At 39.1% G+C, this 18,149-nt stretch carries 24 protein-coding genes and 1 riboswitch; of the genes, 5 read left to right on the top strand and 19 right to left on the bottom strand.

The window, feature by feature from the left end; genetic code table 11:
- Window positions 1–26 precede the first annotated feature (26 nt).
- The 3 genes from COD11_RS19945 to COD11_RS19935 form a co-directional block, all read right to left on the bottom strand.
- Window positions 27–908, bottom strand: coding sequence for a DUF6612 family protein (locus COD11_RS19945; protein ID WP_098798623.1), 882 nt, complete (start codon window positions 906–908; stop codon window positions 27–29).
- A gap of 255 nt (window positions 909–1,163) precedes the next feature.
- Complete coding sequence (locus tag COD11_RS19940) at window positions 1,164–1,511, bottom strand: single-stranded DNA-binding protein (protein WP_098798622.1); 348 nt, start codon at window positions 1,509–1,511, stop codon at window positions 1,164–1,166.
- A gap of 183 nt (window positions 1,512–1,694) precedes the next feature.
- A complete protein-coding gene (locus tag COD11_RS19935; RefSeq protein ID WP_098798621.1) occupies window positions 1,695–2,102 on the bottom strand; it encodes a hypothetical protein in 408 nt (135 codons plus the stop codon).
- A 307-nt stretch (window positions 2,103–2,409) separates the two neighbouring features.
- Between COD11_RS19935 and COD11_RS19930 the strand changes: the two genes are divergently transcribed.
- Window positions 2,410–2,796 carry a helix-turn-helix domain-containing protein gene (locus tag COD11_RS19930; protein ID WP_176551162.1) on the top strand — a complete coding sequence of 129 codons (387 nt, stop codon included), beginning with the start codon at window positions 2,410–2,412 and terminating at the stop codon, window positions 2,794–2,796.
- Between the two features lie 74 nt (window positions 2,797–2,870).
- Window positions 2,871–3,194, top strand: a complete 324-nt coding sequence (locus COD11_RS19925; protein ID WP_098798619.1) for a YwpF family protein — start codon at window positions 2,871–2,873, stop codon at window positions 3,192–3,194.
- Between the two features lie 198 nt (window positions 3,195–3,392).
- Here COD11_RS19925 and cotJC read toward each other — a convergent pair whose 3' ends face one another.
- From cotJC to COD11_RS19880, 8 genes are all read right to left on the bottom strand, one after another.
- A complete protein-coding gene (gene cotJC / locus COD11_RS19915) occupies window positions 3,393–3,962 on the bottom strand; it encodes a spore coat protein CotJC (protein ID WP_098798617.1) in 570 nt (189 codons plus the stop codon).
- A gap of 453 nt (window positions 3,963–4,415) precedes the next feature.
- On the bottom strand, window positions 4,416–4,682 hold the full coding sequence (locus COD11_RS19910) for a spore coat protein CotJB (RefSeq protein WP_098798616.1): 267 nt from the start codon (window positions 4,680–4,682) through the stop codon (window positions 4,416–4,418).
- Window positions 4,679–4,936, bottom strand: coding sequence for a spore coat associated protein CotJA (locus COD11_RS19905; protein WP_218012745.1), 258 nt, complete (start codon window positions 4,934–4,936; stop codon window positions 4,679–4,681). Before COD11_RS19905 ends, COD11_RS19910 begins: the two co-directional genes overlap by 4 nt.
- A gap of 158 nt (window positions 4,937–5,094) precedes the next feature.
- Window positions 5,095–5,418 (bottom strand): hypothetical protein, encoded by a 324-nt coding sequence (locus COD11_RS19900; protein ID WP_098798615.1) that lies wholly within the window; start codon window positions 5,416–5,418, stop codon window positions 5,095–5,097.
- A 205-nt stretch (window positions 5,419–5,623) separates the two neighbouring features.
- Window positions 5,624–6,064, bottom strand: coding sequence for a 3-hydroxyacyl-ACP dehydratase FabZ (gene fabZ, locus COD11_RS19895; protein WP_098798614.1), 441 nt, complete (start codon window positions 6,062–6,064; stop codon window positions 5,624–5,626).
- A gap of 93 nt (window positions 6,065–6,157) precedes the next feature.
- Complete coding sequence (locus COD11_RS19890; protein WP_176551161.1) at window positions 6,158–6,442, bottom strand: DNA-directed RNA polymerase subunit beta; 285 nt, start codon at window positions 6,440–6,442, stop codon at window positions 6,158–6,160.
- Between the two features lie 12 nt (window positions 6,443–6,454).
- A complete protein-coding gene (locus COD11_RS19885; protein WP_098798613.1) occupies window positions 6,455–7,294 on the bottom strand; it encodes a flagellar hook-basal body protein in 840 nt (279 codons plus the stop codon).
- A gap of 16 nt (window positions 7,295–7,310) precedes the next feature.
- Window positions 7,311–8,144, bottom strand: coding sequence for a flagellar hook-basal body protein (locus COD11_RS19880; RefSeq protein ID WP_098798612.1), 834 nt, complete (start codon window positions 8,142–8,144; stop codon window positions 7,311–7,313).
- Between the two features lie 201 nt (window positions 8,145–8,345).
- Window positions 8,346–8,435, top strand: a riboswitch (cyclic di-GMP riboswitch).
- Between the two features lie 40 nt (window positions 8,436–8,475).
- Here COD11_RS19880 and COD11_RS26535 point away from each other — a divergent pair.
- Entirely contained in the window at window positions 8,476–9,369 is an 894-nt protein-coding gene (locus tag COD11_RS26535; RefSeq protein WP_141549715.1) for an amidase, read from the top strand.
- Between the two features lie 205 nt (window positions 9,370–9,574).
- On the opposite strand, the gene COD11_RS27030 is transcribed toward COD11_RS26535, so the two are convergent.
- From COD11_RS27030 to COD11_RS19850, 6 genes are all read right to left on the bottom strand, one after another.
- Complete coding sequence (locus COD11_RS27030; RefSeq protein WP_176551160.1) at window positions 9,575–9,751, bottom strand: hypothetical protein; 177 nt, start codon at window positions 9,749–9,751, stop codon at window positions 9,575–9,577.
- Window positions 9,752–10,197: 446 nt separating this feature from the next.
- A complete protein-coding gene (mreB, locus tag COD11_RS19870; RefSeq protein WP_098798610.1) occupies window positions 10,198–11,199 on the bottom strand; it encodes a rod shape-determining protein in 1,002 nt (333 codons plus the stop codon).
- 156 nt (window positions 11,200–11,355) lie between these two features.
- Window positions 11,356–11,631: a sporulation transcriptional regulator SpoIIID gene (gene spoIIID / locus COD11_RS19865; protein WP_026563140.1), complete on the bottom strand. Its 276-nt coding sequence runs from the start codon at window positions 11,629–11,631 to the stop codon at window positions 11,356–11,358.
- 780 nt (window positions 11,632–12,411) lie between these two features.
- Window positions 12,412–14,061, bottom strand: coding sequence for a sodium:solute symporter family protein (locus tag COD11_RS19860; RefSeq protein ID WP_098798609.1), 1,650 nt, complete (start codon window positions 14,059–14,061; stop codon window positions 12,412–12,414).
- A gap of 89 nt (window positions 14,062–14,150) precedes the next feature.
- Complete coding sequence (locus tag COD11_RS19855) at window positions 14,151–14,453, bottom strand: DUF4212 domain-containing protein (RefSeq protein ID WP_098798608.1); 303 nt, start codon at window positions 14,451–14,453, stop codon at window positions 14,151–14,153.
- 14 nt (window positions 14,454–14,467) lie between these two features.
- Window positions 14,468–14,650 carry a hypothetical protein gene (locus tag COD11_RS19850; RefSeq protein WP_098798607.1) on the bottom strand — a complete coding sequence of 61 codons (183 nt, stop codon included), beginning with the start codon at window positions 14,648–14,650 and terminating at the stop codon, window positions 14,468–14,470.
- 186 nt (window positions 14,651–14,836) lie between these two features.
- Here COD11_RS19850 and COD11_RS19845 point away from each other — a divergent pair, with 186 nt between their 5' ends.
- Window positions 14,837–15,256, top strand: a complete 420-nt coding sequence (locus tag COD11_RS19845; protein ID WP_098798606.1) for a VanZ family protein — start codon at window positions 14,837–14,839, stop codon at window positions 15,254–15,256.
- Between the two features lie 111 nt (window positions 15,257–15,367).
- Here COD11_RS19845 and spoIIQ read toward each other — a convergent pair whose 3' ends face one another.
- A complete protein-coding gene (gene spoIIQ / locus COD11_RS19840) occupies window positions 15,368–16,306 on the bottom strand; it encodes a stage II sporulation protein SpoIIQ (RefSeq protein WP_098798605.1) in 939 nt (312 codons plus the stop codon).
- Window positions 16,307–16,453: 147 nt separating this feature from the next.
- Between spoIIQ and COD11_RS19835 the strand changes: the two genes are divergently transcribed.
- The gene (locus tag COD11_RS19835; RefSeq protein WP_098798604.1) at window positions 16,454–16,822 is read left to right on the top strand and encodes a VanZ family protein; all 369 of its coding nucleotides are present in this window, start codon (window positions 16,454–16,456) and stop codon (window positions 16,820–16,822) included.
- 21 nt (window positions 16,823–16,843) lie between these two features.
- Here COD11_RS19835 and spoIID read toward each other — a convergent pair whose 3' ends face one another.
- Entirely contained in the window at window positions 16,844–17,869 is a 1,026-nt protein-coding gene (spoIID, locus tag COD11_RS19830; RefSeq protein ID WP_098798603.1) for a stage II sporulation protein D, read from the bottom strand.
- Window positions 17,870–18,149: the final 280 nt, after the last annotated feature.

Here is an 18,149-nt window from a genome sequence, read left to right as displayed (position 1 = left end):
TAGACTTTTGGGTCAGCCCCATTTTATTACATTTCCATTTCAACCGCGTTATCAATAACCTCTTGAGGAACTTTTACTTCTTCAATTTCATTATAATCAGTGTACGTTCCTTCCATGTTTTGCTTCAGTTTAACAGTTTCACCTTCAGCGGTAATTTCCATATCCATTACCGTATTTAGGCTTGTTGGGTAGTATGTTTCTTTGTTGATGTGGATTTCATACTTAATTTCATTGATCTTCATATTATTAAAAACATCTCCACCTGCGTAAAGATCTTGTGGAAGTGTTTGTTCGACTGTTTCTTTAATAAAGTCTGTGAATTTTTCACCTGATGCATTTAATTTTAAAATGAAGTTTTTATCATCTTGCTCAAATGTAAAGTCTTCAACAAATTGTTGAAGCTTTTTTAGCTCTTCTGCTGGATTTGTTTCTTGTGTTGATGTTTGCATCAGTTGATCTGACATTTCCTTCGGGAACGTCATCCATTGATTTGTTGATGAGTCAAATACAAAAATTCCATCAGGGGAGAAATATGTTTCAGTTGTGTAAGTATTTTCCGCTCCAGCTTCGTTCATGTTCATATCCATTTTTTGATAGAGTGTCATTGGATTTGTTACAACCTTCATATCAATGGTTGAATCCATATCAATTGCTTCTGTTTGCTCAGAAGCAGACATTGCTTGAGTCATATCCATTTTAACAGCGAAGCTTTTCACTGATTCTGAAGCTTCCATTGATTTTGTCATTACTTCTTCAAGAGTTAGTTCTGATGTGTTTTCCTTTTTTGTGCTTTCTTCTGTTGGCTCTGCTTCTTCGTTAGTTGTTTTTGCTGTTTGATCACATGCTGCAAGCATAAACATTAATAAAGCCGCAAAAACAACCGATAGTGTTTTTTTCAATTTGTACACTCCTTCTTCCCTTTTATATGTTATACGAATAAGTTCCCAGGAAGTTTCATATTTCTCCCAGAAACTATGGACTATGTGTAATGATAATAGAGATAGAGGGAAAATTCATGGTACAAATTAACGAGTTTTGGACAAAAGATTCCTATCATCAAATTTGCAAAAAAATCGGCTGATCACCTCACAGCAATCAGCCTTAAAAAATGTGGAATTAAGGGGATACCATTGATTCTTTCTCATGAAGAGAACGAGGGAAAATTAAGCTTCTTGCTCGACTAGTTCACGTGGCTTACCACTCATAAAGCGAACAGAATCAGCAACAACTTCTGTAACATAAACACGGGTTTTTTCAGCATTTTCATAGCTTCGTGTTTGGATACGACCTGTGACACCTACGATTGAACCTTTGCGGCAGTAGTTAGCCGTATTCTCAGCAGTTCGTCTCCACACCGTACAATTCACAAAATCTGTTTCAATTTCTCCGGCTGCATTTCGGAAGCTTCGGCTAACAGCAAGTGTGATGTTCGCCACCGGTGCTCCATCAGCTGTGTAGCGAATTTCGGGGTCTTTTGTTAATCTTCCAACCAAAATGATTTGATTGATCACTTCATTCCTCCTTTCTTTTTTTGTACAAGCTTATTGTATTCGATTGTTAGGGATTGGAAAAATGTGTGAAATTGTGTTTTTATTTGTTTCTTTGCTATGAAACTAATTTTTTCTTATAAGGAAATAAATTTTTTAATTTGGTTTTATCTTAATACAACAAAATTCAACAATTTTCTAGTTTTTTTAATAATGTTGGTCTGTAAGTCGTTGTAGGGAATTCGTTACATATGAAAAATTGTTTTCACCAGTGAAGCTTACACTTTGAAGAATGTGTTGAAAGGATTGAGATTGAATGATTTCTTCATGAAGAGGTGTGTCAATATAGTGTTTTTCATCCTCATTCCAGGTAAAATACTGAATGGATAAGTCACTTTTTTCTAATTGAAAAATGATACGTAGAATACTATTCAAATTTGGCTCTAAATATCGGATATCGACTGTGGCGTGTACAGGAACCCGAAAATGATGATAGTTTGTTGTACCTACTTCTTGATCTCCTACTCTCAGAATAACTAAGTTTCCATCGGTATGTTCTCTAACTCGTTGTGGATTTTTTTTTAAGTAAATTGATTTCAGCCTAAATTCAACCATTTCATGACCTCTCTTCAATTATTTGTCAATGTAAGTATATTCCAATTTATCCTATTTCAAAATTTAACTATTTTTCATTTTTGGCTAAATTTGACGAAATATCGGGAAAAAGATAGTTTCATCTCTTTCTTTCGTTGTATTTTACGTATTTTCTTAAATTAGGACGAATTATCTATTTTTGTACAGTATTAGAACATCACTCCATATGTTCTGTATTAGAACATACCTTGTCCCTATTCTCCTTTACGATAACAGTAAGCTTGGAGAAGGGAAATGTTGTTACATGAGAGAATTAGAGAAATTCCAAATGAATCTAAGATTTTATCGTGAACAAAATGGTTGGTCACAGGAGCAGTTGGCCGAAACAATCAGCGTATCCCGACCAGTTATTACCCGCCTTGAAACAGGTGAGCAAGCTCCAGATCTTTCTTATTTAATATCGCTTAGCAATGCGTTTCAAGTAAGCATCGATCATCTGCTTGGACGCGATGAACAAACAAATGAATATCTTTATGAAATGTATGGAAAATATCAAGCTGAAGGCTCCGTTTCTCAGTTGATTGATTATTTAATAAAAAATCCTAAGTTCACGCAAAGTCTGCAAGAGCTTTTATTAGTAAAAACGAAAGATCGAAAAGAAATTGAAGCCATCATTATGACCGTCATTGAACGGGTATCAAATGTATCGAAATAGACCGTCAATTGGCTCATTCTGTAGTTTGTGATCTCTATGGTATACTAAAAGAAAACGAGCTAGCGAGGGATATCATGAAAACGTTCAAGCTTGTCGGTCTACAAATTGAGGATACAGCAGCAATTGAAAACAAAGTTATTTCTTTGAAAGATGGACTAGTGATTAACAAAGAAGATGGCGAAAACTCCTGGTTAATTGAAGCTTTAATCTCAAAAGAATGGTTACCTTTTTTTAAAGAGCACGTGGAACAACCAGACACTCACCTGAAGGTCCTTGTTACAATCTCCAAAACAACCAACACACCTGCACAAATATCCGCTAGTGTGAAAAACATTACAGAATTGGAGGAATCTATTTCTGTTTTGTTGGATGGACGGTTGTTGGCGAGGTCGGTTTAGGGCGGAGGTTGTGGTGCCTGTGCGGGGGATGTGGTCCGGAGCGGGGTGCTTGGTGCCTGTCACTTCCCGAATTTTGTCGAATGGCTGCACATGGTTGTGTGGCTTTTTTGTGTTTTTTCAAAGTGTATTTCACAGCCAAGAACATCTTTTTTCACAGCAAAAGGCCCAGAACTACATCGGGTTCTGGGCTAAAGCTTCTTAAAATATTTTTTTCCGATCTCTTTCGTCTTTTAGAATCTCAACCGCTTCTCTGAAACGTTGAGAATGGACAATTTCGCGTTCACGTAGGAAGGCTAAACTGTCATTCAAATCAGGGTCATCGGACATGTTTATGATCCACTGGTATGTAGCACGCGCTTTTTCTTCTGCAGCGATATCTTCGTAAAGGTCAGCGATTGGGTCGCCTTTTGCTTGGATGTAAGTTGCCGTGAATGGTGCGCCTGCTGCGTTGTGATAGAAAAGTGCTGAGTCGTGATTTACATAATGGGGGTCAAGGCCCGCTGCTTTTAGCTGCTCTGGTGTGGCGTCTTTTGTGAGCTTGTAAATCATTGTTGCGATCATTTCGAGGTGGGCAAATTCCTCTGTGCCGATATCGTTTAATAAGCCCACTACTTTATCAGGAATTGTGTAGCGTTGATTTAAATAGCGAAGTGCAGCTGCGAGTTCACCGTCGGCACCGCCGTATTGTTCAATAAGATATTTTGCAAGTGTCGGGTTACATGTGCTTACTTTTACAGGGTATTGAAGTTTTTTTTCATAAACCCACATGCTGTTATTCTCCTCTCCTGTTTATGTCGCTTTTTGTCTAATCGCGGATAAATCTTCAGAATCGCAGATAAAATGCGAATAATCGCGGATAAATCTCGAAAATCGCAGATAAAATCCCGATAATCGCGGATAAACCTCTTGATAGAATTGAAAATCCTGCTAGATTGCTGATATATGCACTAATTTAGAACAAGTCCAGGCTAATTTGCCGATATACCTCCTAATTTAGTAGCTAATCCCTGCTATATGGTCGATACACCTCTTAATTTAGTATCTAATCCCTGCTATTTTACCGATATATCCCCTAATTTAGTGCAAATCCCTGTTGAACCTCCGATACGCCTCTAATTTAGTAGCAAATCCCTGTTAAATCGTACGAAGTTAAGCCTCTATTTTTGAAGATAAATCCAGGTCAGTTCCTCTTAAACTCTGTTCACCTCAATTACCGCCCCACTACACCTGCCAAGGCCATGGAGCAGTTCCCCAGCTCCAATTTGCATCGGCAAAGCTGCCACCGTATTGTGTGAGCATGCCGAATTTGGCTTCAAATGTCTGTCTTAACTGTTTGGAATAGGCAGCGTATTGGTTAAATTGTTGCAGGGCTTGCATGTCATTTGGATGTGTATCTAAATATAGAGTTAGTTCGACAAGTACAAAGTCTACAGCTTGAAGCTCCTCTAGCAGTTTGTAGTACTCATCTGGTAATTGCTTGTGACTCATGGCTTTGGACCTCCTTTTGCCTCATATGGATTTACGTAATCATCATATAATGCAGGCCAAAGTGTTCCCTTTTTCAGTGCAACTCTTGGGGGAAACTGTTGTAGGTTTGGTGGTTGAAAACCCATATATAAATGAGGAGGTGTTGAATAAAATTTCACACCAATTGGACGACAAGGATCAAAACGACTATGGAACGGATGATAGGTTTTCATATACGTTAGATGCTGTTGGTATGGAGCATTCATGTCTTTCATCTCTAACACACCTCTTTTTTCCTATGGAACCATCATTCCATATTAATCTAGAAAACTCTGTTCATTTCATCCTATTCGGTGTGAGATCATAAATATGATTAATATTTTTAGATTAAAACATAAAAAAGGCCAACATCGTTATGTTAGCCTTTCACATCTTATTTATTCTCGTCTTCGTTGTTGTTACCTTCTTGTGTACCTTCGTTGTTGCCTTCCATCATATCGTTAGCTTCGTCAGTACCTTCTTCTAACATGTTCTCGCCTTCGTTAGCGCCTTCTTCCATCATATCGCCGCCTTCTTCAAGGCCTTCTTCTACGTTTTCACCTGCATCTTCAAGTGGTTGTTCTGTATCCATTTCACCGTTTTCTTCTGTTGGTGTATTTTCTGGTGGTGCTGGATCTTCGTCATCTGCAGTACAACCTGTTACGATCATTGCTGCTAGTAATGATCCTGATAAAGTTAATAGCCATTTTTTTCTCATCATAATTGCTCCTTTCTATTTTGACCTTTTTTAGCTTTTGAATCCGGTCTTTGATTATGCTTCCCATTTCGTCTATTTTCATTCTTACTTTTCATGAAAATTGATCGGCCGATATGCTTTATATAGACAAGTTTCCAGTGAATGAAACCTTCCTCATGCAAAAAGAGTCAAACGACCTATCTGGTCATTTGACTCTTATGACTTCTTACTCTTCTGATTTTTTCTCACCTAAAGCAAACATGATTTCTGTTTCACATGCTACTTCGCCGTCAACTGTTGCGATGGCCTTTCCTTTACCAAGTGAACCACGTAAACGTGTGATCTCAACTTCAAGTCTTAGCTGATCACCAGGTACAACTTGTTTTTTGAAACGACAGTTATCAATACCAGCAAAAAATGCTAGTCTACCGCGGTTTTCTTCCTTTTTTAAAATTGCCACTGCGCCAACTTGTGCAAGTGCTTCTACAATTAATACGCCGGGCATTACCGGGTAATCTGGGAAATGACCGTTAAAAAATTCTTCATTCGCTGATACGTTTTTGATTCCAACTGCACGTGTTCCTTCTTCGACCTCGAGCACGCGGTCCACAAGTAAAAATGGGTAACGGTGTGGAATGATGCTCTTGATTTCATTACTATCTAGCATATGTATAAGCTCCTTTTTAAGAAAATCATCACTATGTATATGTACGACAAAAGGAAGGCTTTCACCTTCCTTTTAACAAGTATATCCCGAGCTTTATTCTTTTTCAACCAAGTCAATGATGTGCTGCCAAGTGGACTTTTCAAGGGCATCCTTTGGTTCGCCACTACCAATGACTCCGTAGCCGACGATAAGTCCAGCGATTGTGCTTACAACCATAAGAATTAAAACAAGCAGAACCCTCACCCAAATAGGGAGTAATCGAACTCGAACAATCACCTTTTGACGACCTTCTTCATGAATCTCTTGTTCTTTTTTAGACTTTTTAGCCTTTTTCACTTCTTCTCGACTGATCGGTTTCGTCGTTTCTTTAGCTACCAATAGACTAAACTCCTATCTTACGCCGTTTATTAATCCCAGCATTTGGTCACCAAGTGTAACCGATTTTGCATTCATCTGATAGGAACGCTGTGAGATTAATAAATCGGTCATTTCCTTGGATAAGTCAACATTGGACATTTCAAGTGCCCCTTGCTCCATTGCAACATCACCGCGCAGCTCACCTTCTAGAAACGTTAACACTTCATTTAACGGAATGTCACCTAAATCCTTTAATCCATAACGGTTGTTTCCGTTTTGAATTAACATTTGCGGGCGATCTACTTGGACAACACCGAGCTGAAATTCTTGTGGTGCTTCTGTTTGGTCATTTTGAACGGTTGAAATCGTACCATCATTAGAAATAACGATTTTTTGAAAATCATCATTAAAACGAATCGGATTTTGATTTTCATCAAGAACAGGACTTCCATCAGAAGCTGTTAACAATAATTGATTTGTTCCATCATTTGTTGGTGATAAGTATAATGCACCATCTCTTGTATAATTAATCTCCCCGTTTACGTCAATTTGTAGAAATTGATTTGGAAGAGTAAAGGCAATATCAAGCTCTCTGCTTGTCTGTTTAATGTTTCCTTGTGTAAAAACAAGGCTGCTGTTAAGCATAGCTCCTGTTCCCTGTCTAATTCCTAATTCCCTGCCAAAACGTTGCTCTGCAATTTCCTCAGCAGCGTTGGGCTGGTTATTGAATTGTTGACGTACCAGCTCAGAGAAAGAAGTTTCTGTTCTTTTATAGCTTTGTGTATCAATATTAGCCATGTTGTGGCCGATTTGATCAAGCTGCTTTTGAAGCTGACTCATCGTATTCGTCGCTGTTATCATTGAGCGTAGCATTTACTAGTACCCCCTATTATATGCGGCCAATTTCGTTCGCGGCCTTGTCCATACTTTTATCATAAGCTTGTAATACCTTTTGATTCGCTTCAAACGAACGGTACGCTGTCATCATATCTGTATACGTACGTCCAACATCTACTGTTGAAGTTTCTAAATAATTTTGTCTTAGATTATATTGAATGTTATCGTTGTTTACTGCAGTTGGCAGTTCTTCATTATTGAAAGTACGGAATAAACCATTACCTTCTTTTACAAGGTTACGAACATCCGCTTCAAAACGAACATCAATTTGTGCTACGAACTCTCCATCCGCAATTACTTCTCCATCAGGCGTTACTTGGAATTCGCTAGATTGAATGGAGATTGGCTGGCCTGTTGTAGATAGTACTGGATTTCCTCCAGAAGTTAGGATCCCGTTATTATCTAGTGTAAAGTGACCGTTACGAGTATAACGCTCTTCACCTGCTTGGTTTTGAACGGCAAAAAACAAAGCACCTTTTACATTCGTTTCTGCGTTTAAGGGAATAATTTCTTCTAAAAGCGCTACATCCGTGTACAAGCCAGTTTCTTTAAGACCGCCTTGTGAAAAAGTGCTTTGTAATTCTTGAACGTAAGCACCTGTGTTAATCGAACCAATCGGTGTGATTTGACCAAAACTTGAACCATTTGTTGTTGGTACTGATTTATTTTCCATTCTATTTAAAAGCATTTCGGGAAATGCGCGGACACTTGCTTGATCCGCTTTATAACCAGCTGTATTGGCATTTGCCATATTATTTGAAAGCATTTCAGTACGTCTTTGCTGTGCAAGCATTCCTGCTGTTGCTGTATATAAACCTCTTAACATCTGTACACCCACCTTAGTCACATAGTTGTTACCGTACAAATGAATTCTTTTCGACAGAATTCCCTATCATTTATTATAAAGGACATTGGCAGTTTTCTCATTACATTTTTTCATAAATTACCTGTTATATTTTAGGGGAAAATAATGATAGGAACCCACTCCTATATCTTTTTACCGGACAAGCCCTTATACTTAAGAAAAATCTGAAAAAGGCAAACTTGTTGAAAAACAAGGACGCAAAGCTATGGGCCTACCCAATGTTCAACATTGCAAGGCTGCCAAGCTGCCAGGCTCCTTTTTGAGCCATGGGGCTATTGAAAAGGAGAGGCTAATGATGAAAATAAAGGTTGTAGTTCTGACATTACTATTCTTACTAGGATCTCAACTAGGAGGTCTAGCTTTGAATCATAAAGCACAAGCTGAGGGTCTGTCGCCGGGCTATTCAACATGGCTCTGGGATACGAGTAAAATTGTAAATGACCGCGAAGTTACATTACAGTTTTTAGAAGCAAAGCAAGTATCACACGTGTTTTTGCAGATTGACCGTAGTATTGATGTTACCTATTATCACACTTTTATTAGCGAAGCTGCGAAGCTAGGTATGGATGTTTACGCGTTAGATGGTGCACCTAACTGGGGTGCTAACAATAAAGCATTTTTGAACTTTTTAAATTGGGTAAGTGGTTATCAAAATGGGGCAGCTACTGGTCAGAAGTTCGCCGGAATTCACCTTGATATTGAGCCTTATTTAACAGAGCAATGGACAACAAACTATGGGGCTGCTGTTCTTAAATACCAAGGAGCGATTTTAGCTGCCGCTAATACTGCATCTGGTTTAGGCATCAGTCTTGCAGTTGACATTCCGTTTTGGTTTGATGAAATGAACTTCCGTAACAAACACGGAAAAGGCAATCTAGCCGAATGGGCGTTAAAAAATACAGACGAAGTGACCATTATGGCCTACCGTGACAAAGCCGTTGGCCCAAATGGCATTATTGAATTAGTGAAATATGAGATGGATCTCGCTGTGTTGCTTAATAAAGATGTAACGATCGCAGTTGAGACGATGAATCTCGGTATTAGTGACGGATTTTTAACGTTTTTCGAAGAAGGTCAGGCGGAAATGAATAATCAGCTGGGGCTTGTTTTAGAGCAATATCAGGGTTATTCCAGTTTTGGTGGGTTTGCTGTGCATCATGTTGGTAGTTGGATGGAGTTGAAGTAGGGGATTGGATTGGAGTTGGGTTTTGGCGTGAATTTACTTGGTGAATTCATGCTTTTTTTATGGAGTTTTTTGGGGGGCGTGGATTTTTGGGGTGGGTTTTCTTAATAGGTATGATTAAGACTAATTTGCTCATATTTTGCTCTTGGTTTCGTATTCGTGGCGCGATGATGACCATCTTCCTCTTGTTTTGCTCTTGGATTGGTCTTCATGGCCACGATGATGACCATCTTTCTCTTGTTTTACTCTTAGATTGGTCTTCATGGCCACGATGATACCATCTTCTTCTTGTTTTACTCTTGGATTGGTCTTCATGGCCACGATGATGACCATCTTCCTCTTGTTTTACTCTTGGATTTGTCTTCATGGACGCGATGATGACCATCTTCCTCTTGTCTTACTCTTGGTTTGGTCTTCATGACCAAAATGATGACCATCTTCCTCTAATTCCACTCCCTAATTGGTCTTCATAACTTGGATGAAAACCATCTTCTTCTTTTTTAGCTCTTGGATTGGTCTTCATAACTAATGAACGACATTTCTCTCTTCCTCAGATCTTTTTTGTCGTTCTCTCCACGATGAACGACACTACTCTCTTCACCGCTCCTGTTTTGTCGTTCATACCCCGATGAACGACACTACTCTCTTCCACCGCTCCTGTTTTGTCGTTCATAATCCCGATGAACGACACTACACTCTCCCCTGCTCCTAACCAATCATCATCCCAATATAAATATTTCTACCTAACCTACCCCAGCAAAAAAGCCTCATAAAACTAACAATATAAACAAGACAAAAAAAGAGCCTGTACACACAGGCTCAAAAGCTTACTTATCCGAATTTTTTGCGTGGAAGTTTGTCCATGTTGTCAAGCATAATTCCTGTTCCGATTGCTACACAATCCATTGGTGATTCCGCAACTAGTACAGGGACTTTTAGTTCTTCTGCTAGTAGCTGATCAAGGCCGTTTAGAAGGGCTCCGCCACCTGTTAAGATCACGCCGCGGTCGATAATGTCGGCTGATAGTTCTGGAGGAGTGCGTTCTAATACACTCTTAGCAGCTTGTACAATCGCAGCAACTGGTTCACGAAGTGCTGATTCTACTTCGGTTGAATTTACTGTAATTGTGCGAGGTAATCCTGTCACCATATCACGTCCACGAATATTAATTTCTTCATAACGTGCGCCTGGGAATACCGTTGCAACATTGATTTTAATATCTTCAGCTGTACGTTCACCGATTAGAAGCTTGTACTCTCTTTTAATATATTGCAGGATTTCATTATCAAACTTGTCCCCTGCCATTTTAATAGAAGAGGCGGTGACAATATCGCCCATTGATAACACAGCGACATCAGTTGTACCACCGCCTATATCTACTACCATGTTTCCATAAGGTTGGAAGATGTCCATACCGGCACCAATGGCCGCTACTTTTGGTTCTTCCTCTAGGAATACATTTTTTCCACCGCTTTTTTCAGCAGCTTCTTTAATGGCTTTTTGCTCAACAGATGTAATATTCGTTGGGCAGCAAATTAACATGCGTGGTTTTGAAAATAATCCTTTTACATTTAACTTATTGATAAAATGCTTTAACATTGCTTCTGTTACTTCAAAGTCTGCGATGACGCCATCTTTTAATGGGCGAATGGCAACAATATTCCCAGGAGTACGTCCTACCATACGTCTTGCTTCTTCACCAACGGCAAGAACCTTTCCGGAATTCTTGTCTAACGCAACAACGGAAGGTTCATTTAGAACAATTCCTTTACCCTTAACATGAATCAGTACATTTGCCGTACCAAGATCTATACCAATATCCCTCGCGAACATTCTATCTATATCCTCCTTGCAAATCTCATTCCCGTGATTAGTTTAACCTAATTAAATATTGTATCATAAAATCGCAAAAATAGTATGATTTTGTAAAATAATTTCAAGTATTTATGTAGGAATATGTCGATTATGAAAGATGTAGATAGAATGTGCTTATTTCACTGGTTCTTCTTCTAAAATCTCGTCCTTCTTGTACTTAAGCTTTGTTGCTTCTCCACCACGCAAATGTCTAATTGATTTATGGTAATCTAGTATCTCCTTTACCTCATTCGCAAGATCAGGGTTAATTTCAGGTAACCTTTCTGTTAAATCCTTATGGACGGTACTTTTGGAAACTCCAAACTCCTTCGCAATAACGCGAACTGTTTTCTTTGTCTCCACGATATACTTCCCAATCTTGATTGTGCGTTCTTTGATGTAATCGTGCACACCACTCTACCTCCCTAATATGGATGTGAGAAGTGTGAAATGAGACTCGCATACAAAAGTCACTTTGGCTGAATTTCTCTTAGATGATCGTATGATGTCTCTATTACAGCGATTATAAATTACACTCACGATCCCTCACCTCAAACACTCTCTTTGAATAGGTTTGTAAACATTTTATTAGCTTGGATTAAGATATATGCAAGAAAACTCAAGTGGGACAAGGGATTCTTTGAATTTTTTTCAAAAACACCCGTTTAGGACAGGAAATCTGAGGGTTTGGAGGTTGTTTTTTTGAATCTGATTTTTTTCCGGGGTGAAAGGAAATAGTAGCTGGGTGAATTATTTCCCGAGAAATTTGTCGATGTTTGAGAGCGATCGCGAGGTATAAGAAAAACACACTCTAATAGTGTATTAGGGAGGTTGAGAAATTATTTCTATTTTTGAAGATTTTTTTGATTTTCTGGATGTAAAATTGGGAGTACGTGGCGGTGGGTTTTTAATGCCTTTTAGGGGCCCTGTTACATTATTGTTTATGTGACTACCCTCTATATCCTATATATCACTCCACCACTCCTCTAAAGCTCTTGAGTGATGCCTAGCAGCATCAAATTCGATCAACAAGTTATGCATATGTGAAACATTGTGAAACAAGAAATTTCGGGGAGTGACAGGCACCAAAAAACCCGAACCAACTTCTGATTCGGGCGTGTGAAACATTATGTGAAACAAGAAAACTCGGGAAGTGACAGGCACCACCAAAACTCCGCGGACCGGCCCCCTCTAGTCCATCCAGACCTCCCCATCTTTGTAAGTCATCTGCTCAGGGTAGCGCAGGTTGAGTACTTCTTCTTGTGTTTTGATGGATGGTGCTTTTGTTGAGAGTGATACGATTACGTTTGTTAGGATGGCTGCTGTGGCGCCGAAGATTCCTGCGCCGGTGTCGATGATGCCTGCGATGGTGAAGCCGCCGTATTTGCTGGCGAAGATGTAGATAAGTGTGACGGCAAGACCGACGAGCATTCCAGAGATGACTCCTGGTGTGTTAGAGCGTTTCCACCATACTCCGATTAAGAGAGCTGGGAAGAAGGTTCCTGATGCGAGAGCGAAGGCCCAGGCAACGATTTGCGTGATAGCTCCTGGTGGGTTTAAGGCGATAAGACCCGCGAATAAAGTTGCAATAACAATGGACCAACGTGCTACTGATAGACGGTTCTTTTCTGATGCGTTTGGCTTCATAACTCGATAGTAAATGTCGTGTGCAAATGAAGATGAGATCGCAATCATTAGTCCACCTGCAGTTGAAAGGGCAGCAGCCATTGCACCAGCTGCAACTAAGCCGATAACGAACATCCCTAGGTTCGCAATTTCAGGTGTTGCCATAACGACGATATCATTTGAAATGATTAGTTCACTCCATTGAAGAACTCCATCTCCATTGCCGTCTGCAAGCTGGAGCTTTCCAGTGTTGACCCATGATGTTGTCCATGCTGGTAATTCAGATAGCTTTTGTCCTGCTACTTGTGTCATTAAAATGAAGCGAGAAAATGCTGCGTATGCCGGAGCAGATAAATATAAAAGTCCGATAAACAAAATCGCCCATGCTCCTGACCATCTTGCTGCTTTCATCGTTGAAACGGTATAGAAACGAACGATTACGTGTGGAAGACCAGCTGTTCCTGCCATTAATGTGAACATAAGGGCTAAGAACTGCCATTTCGTTCCGTTTGTAAATGGTGCGAAATATTCAGAGATTCCTAGCTGACGATCAAGCTCACCCATTTCCTCTACAATTTTTCCGTAGGATAACCATGGTGCTGGGTTTCCAGTGATTTGCAGTGACATGAAAATAACCGGGATTAAGTAAGCAATAATCAAGATGATATACTGTGCAACCTGTGTCCATGTGATTCCTTTCATCCCACCAAATGCAGCATAAAAGGCAATAAGCACAACCCCAATCATCGTTCCTAGCTTTGCATCAATTTCAAACAGCCGCCCGATAACAACCCCTGAACCTGAAAGCTGACCGATTGAGTATGTGAAGCTGATGATGATCGTACAAATCGCGGCAATCACACGTGCAGTGTGGGAATTGTAACGGTCACCGATGAACTCTGGTACTGTGTAACGACCGTATTTTCTTAATTGAGGTGCTAGTAAGAATGTAAGAAGTAAATATCCTCCTGTCCATCCCATAATATATGCAAGTCCATCATACCCAAGGAGCATGATTGTTCCGGCCATCCCGATGAAGGATGCGGCACTCATCCAGTCGGCACCGATGGCCATTCCGTTAAAAATCGGTGGAACCCCGCGCCCTGCTACATAGAAATCAGATGTTTGCTTTGCTGTGTTGTAAACAGCAATTCCGATATACAAAGCAAATGTTAATAGAATAATTGTGAGAGATACTAAAAATTGAGCGTCCAACCTCTTTCCCCCTTTGTGAATGAGCATTCCCCTTGCTGCTCATTTCTCAGTGCATAATTTATATGATCCCCTTTTATATATGTTTGTGTTTAATGATCTAACGTCTTACCAGCACTAAGCTGTTCATTTTTACTTTCATCAATTCCATATTTTCGATCGATTGAGTCACTAACTTTTGCGTTAATAAACAATAAAAGAATAAAGACGACAACTGCCCCTTGTGCACCCATAAAATAGTGAAACGGGAAGCCGTTAATGGAAAAACCGCTAAAGAACTCAGCAAATAGCACAACACCAAACGATGAAAGTGCTCCGATAATTAAATAAATCACAATATTTCTTGTGCGCTCCTTGAAATAAGCATCAGCTACTTTTTTATCAATCTTTTTCATGCAGCCACCTCCGATTAAGATAAGCTAAAAATAAATTTGATTGTATCTATAAACGATGCAGGTACCAATGCAATTTGAACAATGAAGTAGAGTAGTAGTGTTAAGACCGGGATGAGTAAAAACTGAGGTTTCCGTTTACGTAAACATAAGACCAAGCTGAATCCTGTTAGAGCAAGAATAAATAATAAAGTGAACACTATAAGCAACCCTCCTATTTGTAAGCGTTATCATTCAACATTTATTATTATGAATGTTTTCATACTAACCGGTCAATATAAAATCAGAAATTTGAGATATCTTTCTCTCGACATATTTCGTAATCTTTCGAATCATTAAACTGGGGTCCCCTTCAAATTACCTATAAAATTTGTTACCTTTAAAATATGAAAAAAATAATGATTTATCTTTGTTTTGTAATGTATATAGGAATATTATTTTATCTGTTGTTTTTTTCCGCTTATCGGAAGTCTGTTGGTGGCCTGATTTCCTATAACCTCATTCCACTTCAAACAATTGGGCAGTATTTTTATTCTTTTGACGGACTAGGTTTGACAGATCAGTTTCTAGGAAACCTCTTAGCTTTTGCTCCGTTTGGCTTTTTGTTGCCTTTTATTCTAATAGTTACGTTCACCAGGGTTTTGGGGTATTCTTTTTTACTTTCTTTATCAGTGGAGATTGCTCAGTTTATTTTTCGGGTCGGGGCGTTTGATGTGGATGATCTTATCTTAAATGTTGCAGGTGGCGGATTTGGTTTTTTAGGCTATCTAATCATTAGAAGAGCTTGGCTTGTCGCCAAGTCCTAATGGCGCTTTTCTTATACTATCATCCAAAAAATTTTATACTTCCTGATAGGATAAAAAAATCGAGGTTGATCTCTAGTTAGTTTGAGTTCAACCCCGTATAGACGGCTATCCTTATGAATTTACTGTGCTATTTGAAGCTTCAGGTTGAGTTGATTCCTCGCTACCTTCAGTTTCTCCTTTTTCAGCGTCTTTTTTATCTGATTCTGGAGCTTTTTCTTCTGCAGACTTTTCATCGTCTTTTGCTGGTGCTTCTTCACCTTCACCTGCTGGAGCTTCTTCGCTTACTTCTTCTTCAGTTGTTGGAGCTTCTTCACTCACTTCTTCTTCTGTTGCAGGTTCTTCAGTTGCTTCTTCTTCAACAGCTTCTACAGACGTTACCGGCTTGTCCATATAAGTTAGAGGGTTAACAGCTTTTCCAGCTTTACGAACCTCGAAGTGTACGTGGTTGCCATCTTCTTCATTGTAAAGATTTGTACCAGACTTACCAAGTAGTTCGTTTTGCTCAACTTTGTCACCAGCTTGAACACTTACTTCTGCTAATGATTGATAAACTGTTACCACATCATTTTCATGCTCAATTTCTACTACATAACCTAGAATTGGATCTTTTTCAGCTTTTGTTACTGTACCACTTAGTGATGCAACAACATCAAATTGCTTCTGATCTTCTCTTGCTAGGTCAATTCCTTTGTTCATTCTATACGTATTGTTATAGAATACAAGTGCTGCTTCTTGATCTTCTGTTGAAGCATTTTCATCATAAAACTTTTTCACAACTGTTACAGCATCTGGATCAATAGCTGGCATTGCAAAGTTTTCTTTCGTTGCGTTAACTTCAACTGCCTCAGGCTGATTGTCTGTTAATGCAAGGTCTTCTGTATTGTTACCATTTAAATCTTCTGCTACATCATTGCTGATGCTTTGATACCATAATACTGCCGTAAGGATAACTGCTGCACTCATTAGGTAAATTGCCGGAAATACCCAACGTTTTCTGAAAAATTGTTGAACTTTGTTTTGAGAAGTACGTTTCTTTTCTTCCTCTCTCATTCTATCATCACCTCAGAAATCAGTTTGAACAGATTTTCTGAATTATATACACACCTTCAAAAAAATTTTTTTAAACTTTAGTATGTGTCTTGTTTATAATTATATGTATGGAATGTGAAAGTTTTTTAACTAAAGGAGTTTATGTATATGAAGAAAGTCATCTTCACCCTATTACCTCTACTATATATGGCGCTGATCTGGACGCTCTCAAGCTTCCCAGCGGATGCGATTGTGAACACACCATTTTCGTTTGATTCACTTTTAAAAGAATCGTTGCATCTTATAGAATTTGCGATTCTCTATTGGTTGATTGCCTTTGCATTCATGGCTCATGGACGTTGGACAGAGCGTACGAGCTGGATTGCAGCCGCTATCGCTATTTTATATGGACTAACAGATGAGATTCATCAGTCGTTTGTTCCAGCAAGGTCAGCTACGGTGATTGATTTTGTGAAGGATACAATTGGAGTGCTAGTTTCCTATTATATTGCGAAGAGAAAGTTTTTTAAAAAGTAAAAAGGAGCAGAATCTGCTCCTTTACTGTTTTGCTGTATATTTATTTAAGAATGGCTCGGCTTCCGATACCTTTGTTCCATTATAATAATAAGCAACGATGTCTTGATACGTTTTGCCTGATTCAGCCATGAAGTTCGCTCCGTATTGACTCATCCCAACACCGTGACCATAGCCTTTAGTCTCAATTACAACGGAGTCACCTTTAATTTCCCACGTAAAGTCTGCTGATTTTAATTCAAGCTTATCTCTTACATCTGTACCAGTAAATTCTTTCCCATCTATTTCAACTTTAGCTACGCGTTTCCCAGGCGTTAGCTCGGTTACTTTTCCAATTGTTCCGCTTGATGTATCAAGATTTACCCCTAATAGCTTTTCAAACTGAGAGATCGCAATAATTTTTTTCTCATAAAACTTCGGTGATTTTTCATCCCATGTGCTTTCTACGCTTTTTAAATAAGGAATCGGCTCTTGCCATACAGCTTCCGAGTTTTCTGTATATCCATTACTAGTAGAGAAAAAGCTTGCATCAATCGGCTGATTATCATATGTAAGTATTTGACCTTGAGTTGCTGCTACAGCCTCTGTAATTTTCTCCATTTTTTGTGTGTAATCATCTCCCCAAGCTGCTTTTAGCTCTTGAGGGGTTTTATAAACCTGGTGCATGATCGTATCTGTTACAACAGCATTCCCCTCTGGAACACCCAATGTTTTGCCACTCATCAATTGCTTCGTAATATATGTTCTTGCGGCAAGTGCTTGTGCTTTTAACGCCTCTGTTTCAAATTCAGCTGGCATCTCAGAAGCCACAACACCTATCACATACTCCTCTAACGGAATGTTTTCCACGACCTTTGCTTGACTTCTATATACAGGCACATCCAACGGTGATTCACCTAAAACGGGCACTTCGCTTTTGCTGACCGTTATTTCCTCACCTAATTTGCCTTTTGATTGCTCCATAAACGGTGTAACGAGAAGAGTTGGAATCAAAAGAATAATGAAAAATAACCCTCCAAGTGCAAAGAGAACTGGTTTAACTGGTTTCATGTTTACCTCCAATAATTAGGTTGAGTAGAATGTCTATAGTTCATCTTATGGTCATGGACAAGCAATTATGACTGGAAAAAGTGGGGACAACTAATATTTTGTAGGGGTGGACGAGGGTTGGGGATTTCGAGTTTTAGATGGTTATTTAGATATGTTTATTGAAGATGTTATTAGGTTTGCTGTGATTGTAGGTTCGCGAGAGGTGTGGGTGGGTATTGGGGCAGAAGTTTTTTTCAATGCTGGTTTTGTCTTGATTCTCACGGTATCGGGACAGAATCTT

Origin of the sequence: Bacillus sp. AFS040349 (assembly GCF_002577655.1) — a bacterium.
Lineage (GTDB): Bacteria > Bacillota > Bacilli > Bacillales > Bacillaceae > Metabacillus.
This window is presented reverse-complemented; position numbering and strand designations above follow the sequence as displayed.

Bases quoted from the DNA above. Each gene is read 5' to 3' on its own strand.
- COD11_RS27030 (WP_176551160.1), bottom strand. From the start codon at position 9,751: ATGGTCATCATCGCGTCCATGAAGACAAATCCAAGAGTAAAACAAGAG.
- COD11_RS19905 (WP_218012745.1), bottom strand. From the start codon at position 4,936: ATGAAAGACATGAATGCTCCATACCAACAGCATCTAACGTATATGAAA.
- COD11_RS19900 (WP_098798615.1), bottom strand. From the start codon at position 5,418: ATGAGAAAAAAATGGCTATTAACTTTATCAGGATCATTACTAGCAGCA.
- COD11_RS19885 (WP_098798613.1), bottom strand. From the start codon at position 7,294: ATGCTACGCTCAATGATAACAGCGACGAATACGATGAGTCAGCTTCAA.
- COD11_RS19935 (WP_098798621.1), bottom strand. From the start codon at position 2,102: ATGGTTGAATTTAGGCTGAAATCAATTTACTTAAAAAAAAATCCACAA.
- COD11_RS19930 (WP_176551162.1), top strand. From the start codon at position 2,410: ATGAATCTAAGATTTTATCGTGAACAAAATGGTTGGTCACAGGAGCAG.
- spoIID (WP_098798603.1), bottom strand. From the start codon at position 17,869: ATGAAACCAGTTAAACCAGTTCTCTTTGCACTTGGAGGGTTATTTTTC.
- COD11_RS19845 (WP_098798606.1), top strand. From the start codon at position 14,837: ATGAAAAAAATAATGATTTATCTTTGTTTTGTAATGTATATAGGAATA.
- fabZ (WP_098798614.1), bottom strand. From the start codon at position 6,064: ATGCTAGATAGTAATGAAATCAAGAGCATCATTCCACACCGTTACCCA.
- cotJC (WP_098798617.1), bottom strand. From the start codon at position 3,962: ATGTGGGTTTATGAAAAAAAACTTCAATACCCTGTAAAAGTAAGCACA.
- COD11_RS26535 (WP_141549715.1), top strand. From the start codon at position 8,476: ATGATGAAAATAAAGGTTGTAGTTCTGACATTACTATTCTTACTAGGA.
- COD11_RS19855 (WP_098798608.1), bottom strand. From the start codon at position 14,453: ATGAAAAAGATTGATAAAAAAGTAGCTGATGCTTATTTCAAGGAGCGC.
- spoIIQ (WP_098798605.1), bottom strand. From the start codon at position 16,306: ATGAGAGAGGAAGAAAAGAAACGTACTTCTCAAAACAAAGTTCAACAA.
- COD11_RS19910 (WP_098798616.1), bottom strand. From the start codon at position 4,682: ATGAGTCACAAGCAATTACCAGATGAGTACTACAAACTGCTAGAGGAG.
- COD11_RS19880 (WP_098798612.1), bottom strand. From the start codon at position 8,144: ATGTTAAGAGGTTTATATACAGCAACAGCAGGAATGCTTGCACAGCAA.
- COD11_RS19835 (WP_098798604.1), top strand. From the start codon at position 16,454: ATGAAGAAAGTCATCTTCACCCTATTACCTCTACTATATATGGCGCTG.
- mreB (WP_098798610.1), bottom strand. From the start codon at position 11,199: ATGTTCGCGAGGGATATTGGTATAGATCTTGGTACGGCAAATGTACTG.
- COD11_RS19925 (WP_098798619.1), top strand. From the start codon at position 2,871: ATGAAAACGTTCAAGCTTGTCGGTCTACAAATTGAGGATACAGCAGCA.